The organism is Asticcacaulis sp., assembly GCF_027484505.1.
Taxonomy (GTDB): Bacteria; Pseudomonadota; Alphaproteobacteria; order Caulobacterales; family Caulobacteraceae; genus Asticcacaulis.
The window spans coordinates 1-3,417 of sequence record NZ_JAIXSV010000197.1; the positions used below are offsets into that span (position 1 = coordinate 1).

General features: G+C 62.5%; 3 protein-coding genes and 1 pseudogene. All 4 read left to right on the forward strand.

Annotated features, from left to right (window positions below; all coding sequences use genetic code 11):
* Positions 1 to 667, forward strand: a pseudogene (locus Q0072_RS12110) (serine protease); the annotation flags it as partial.
* Positions 668 to 846: 179 nt separating this feature from the next.
* Positions 847 to 1,515, forward strand: coding sequence for an OmpA family protein (locus tag Q0072_RS12115; RefSeq protein WP_298330405.1), 669 nt, complete (start codon positions 847 to 849; stop codon positions 1,513 to 1,515).
* Between the two features lie 57 nt (positions 1,516 to 1,572).
* Positions 1,573 to 2,385, forward strand: a complete 813-nt coding sequence (locus Q0072_RS12120; RefSeq protein WP_298330408.1) for a WecB/TagA/CpsF family glycosyltransferase — start codon at positions 1,573 to 1,575, stop codon at positions 2,383 to 2,385.
* Positions 2,386 to 2,414: 29 nt separating this feature from the next.
* Positions 2,415 to 3,417: UDP-N-acetylglucosamine 4,6-dehydratase (inverting) (gene pseB / locus Q0072_RS12125; protein WP_298330411.1), on the forward strand; the 1,003-nt coding region annotated here is incomplete at its 3' end.

Below are 3,417 nucleotides of genomic sequence, written 5' to 3' on the forward strand. Positions count from 1 at the left end.
ACCGAAGACCCTGCATACCGAGGCCGAGGCACCGCACGCCGACACGCATCCGCACAAGGCCAAGGCCGAAAAGGTACATCACAAGCACCCCTTCCCGTGGGGTTGGGTCGCATTGGCTGTGTTCGTGGTGCTGATCGCGGCCGCCTTCGTCCTGCGCGAAAGCCCGGTGGTGCAGAAGATGTCGCAAAAGGCCGAGGTCGATGCCACCAAGGTCGGTCCGGTGCGTCTGACCTGCGATGTGGACCTTAAGGCCTCGCCCAAGCCGCTGGCCGGTGTCGGGCCGACGGATTTTGAATTTGATGCGGCCCATGCTTGCGTCAATGGCCGCACGCCTTACGAGGTGCAGGCCAATGGCACGCTCCTGCGCTTTACCGTGTCGGATTCTGACCCCACCGCGGCGCGGCTTGAGCTGTCGCGTGATGGCCTGACCTTCAAACGCAGCGATTATCGCCTGACGCCCGAACAACACCGCGATTACGTGGCTCAGCGGGCCGCTCTGGGGTCATTGCGCTGCGCATCGGGTAAGGATGCGGGGCAGGCCGAGGCGCTGAAAGACAATATGCGCAAGGTGCGGCAACTGGCGCAATCCTTCCTGACCTTCGCACCGGAAACCGAAACCGTGTGGAAGTGCCGCAAGGCCCCGGAATCGACGGCGCCCAAGCCCTGATCCGCGCGGCTCTTACGGCTTTCTTATCCGTCTGCGCCTGAAATTTACCGGATTTGCGGTCAATCCTTATTTCCCGAATATTGGCTGTTTACGGGCTTCATCCTAGGTTCATACGAAAGCGTTTAACTGGAAGCAACGGCGTTCCTCGCCGCAACGCACAGCACACTGGAGAGACAACTATGCGTAATAAGGCTCTGATCGCCCTGGCGGGCGTCGCCCTGCTGACTGCCGCCTGCACCACCACCGATCCGGTCACCGGCGAAGTCGTGCGCGACAACACTAAGACCAATGCCATCATCGGGGCCGCCGTCGGCGCGGGCCTCGGCTACGCCACCAACACCAACAAGGGTGAGCAGGGCCGCAAGAACGCCGTCATCGGCGCGGGTATCGGCGCTCTGGCCGGTGCGGCGGTCGGGCAGTACATGGACAAGCAGCAGGCGGAACTGCGCCGTGAGCTGGCCGGGACCAATGTCACCGTCACGCGCAATGGCGACAACATCATCCTCAACATGCCGTCGGACGTGACCTTCGCTTCAGGCAGCGCCTCGATCGACGCCAGCTTCTACCCGGTGCTGAACGACGTGGCGTCGATCCTGAACAAGTACCCGTCCACCTATGTCGATATTGTCGGTCACGCCGACTCGACCGGCTCTGACGCCATCAATGAACCGCTGTCGGAAGACCGCGCCAACTCGACGGCGGCCTACCTGACCAGCCGTGGCGTGGTCAATCAGCGCCTGTTCGTCGCCGGCATGGGCTCGCGTCAGCCGATCGCTTCGAACGCCACGCCGGAAGGCCGCGCCAAGAACCGCCGTGTGGAGATTACGCTACGCCCGGTACAGGAATAGGGTTCGTTAACGCTTTTTAGTAGCGGTATCGCAACGGCTCTGAGATAGACTGGCGGCATGAAACCCTCATGCCGCCTTTTGCCTGTGCATCGTGTCGCCCTGATGGGGGCGCAGATGGACGTCGTGACGCCCGATATGGTCATGGACTTTATCGCGGGCACACGCGGGCGGCAGACCATCATCGCCAACCACAATCTGCACAGCCTCTACCTCTTTCAGAAACGCGCCGAGATGCGCCGCTTTTACGCGCAGGCCGACCTGATCGAGATTGACTCCACGCCGCTGATCCTGTGGGGCAAGCTGATGGGGCATGAGATGAGCCGCGCCCATCGCTGCACCTATCTCGATTTTCGGGAAGACTTCTGGACGCGCGCCGCGCAAGAGGGCTGGCGCGTGTTTCATGTGGGCGGGGCTCCGGAGCATAATTCGCTCTCAAAAGACGCCATTCTGCGCCGTCACCCACGCGTGAAGCTTGAGGTGCGCAGCGGCTATTTCGACGTCAATGGCCCCGAAAACGACGCCCTGCTCAAGGACATTGCCGCGCATCAGCCCGATGTGCTGCTGGTCGGCATGGGAATGCCGCGTCAGGAGCTGTGGATTCTCAACAATCTGAACCGCCTGCCGCCCTGCGCCCTCCTGCCGGTCGGAGCGGCTTTCGATTACGAGGCCGGTGTGATGTACACGCCGCCGCGCTGGGCCGGGCAATGGGGCATCGAATGGCTGGTGCGCTTTGCGCACGAACCCAAACGCCTGTTCAGCCGCTATTTCATCGAACCGTGGACGCTGATCCCCTGCGCCCTGTCCGATCTGTTCGCTCGTCGCCGCGCCCGCGTTAACCAATATGAAAGCGGCGCGCGCCACAATCCCTGACTGACGCTGCGACAGCGTGAGGGTGTGTCATGAGTGACCTTTTGCGAGAGTTTGCCCCGGTCGGAGACCCGGTTCGGGGCAAGGTGGTGCTGATTACCGGTGGGACGGGCAGTTTCGGGCGCAAGCTCGTGGACACCCTTTTGAGCCGCTACGACCCGCGCAAGGTGATCATCTTCTCGCGCGACGAATTGAAGCAGTACGAGATGCGTCAGGCGCTGGAAGAACGCTATGACGCCGATAAGCTGTCGAAGCTGCGCTTTTTCTTAGGCGATGTGCGCGACCGGCAGCGGCTGGAGCTGGCCTTCCGCGGGGTCGATGTGGTGGTGCACGCCGCCGCGCTGAAACAGGTGCCGGCGGCCGAATATAACCCCTCCGAATGTATCGCCACCAATGTCAACGGCGCGGAAAACGTCGTCTGGGCCTGCCTGCAACAACGGGTGCAGCGCGTGGTGGCGCTGTCCACCGATAAGGCCTGCTCGCCGATCAACCTCTATGGCGCGACCAAGCTGGCCTCGGACAAGATTTTCGTGGCCGCCAACAATCTGTCCGGTGACATCGGCACGCGCTTCTGCGTCGTGCGCTATGGCAATGTGGTCGGCTCACGCGGGTCGGTAGTGCCCTATTTCAACCGCCTGCTGGCGCAGGGCGCGACCGAATTGCCGATCACCGATGTACGCATGACGCGCTTCTGGATTTCGCTGCATCAGGGCGTCGATTTCGTCCTGTCGTGCCTGGAAACGACGCGCGGCGGTGAAATCTTCGTGCCCAAGATCCCGGCGACCACCGTGTGTGACCTGGCCACCGCCATGGCCCCGCAGGCCGGGCACAAAGTCATCGGCATCCGGCCGGGTGAAAAGCTGCACGAGATCATGATTTCCGCCGACGATTCGCGCTCGACCTGGGAACTGCCGGACCGCTACTTCATCGAACCGGAATTCGTCGAATACGCCCGCCAGCCCGCCACGACCACCGGTGCGACCCGGGTCGATGAGGGCTTTGCCTATTCCAGCGACATCAACCCCGAACGGCTCG

Coding starts and splice junctions, on each gene's coding strand:
- Q0072_RS12115 (WP_298330405.1), top strand. CDS start 847: ATGCGTAATAAGGCTCTGATCGCCCTGGCGGGCGTCGCCCTGCTGACT.
- Q0072_RS12120 (WP_298330408.1), top strand. CDS start 1,573: ATGAAACCCTCATGCCGCCTTTTGCCTGTGCATCGTGTCGCCCTGATG.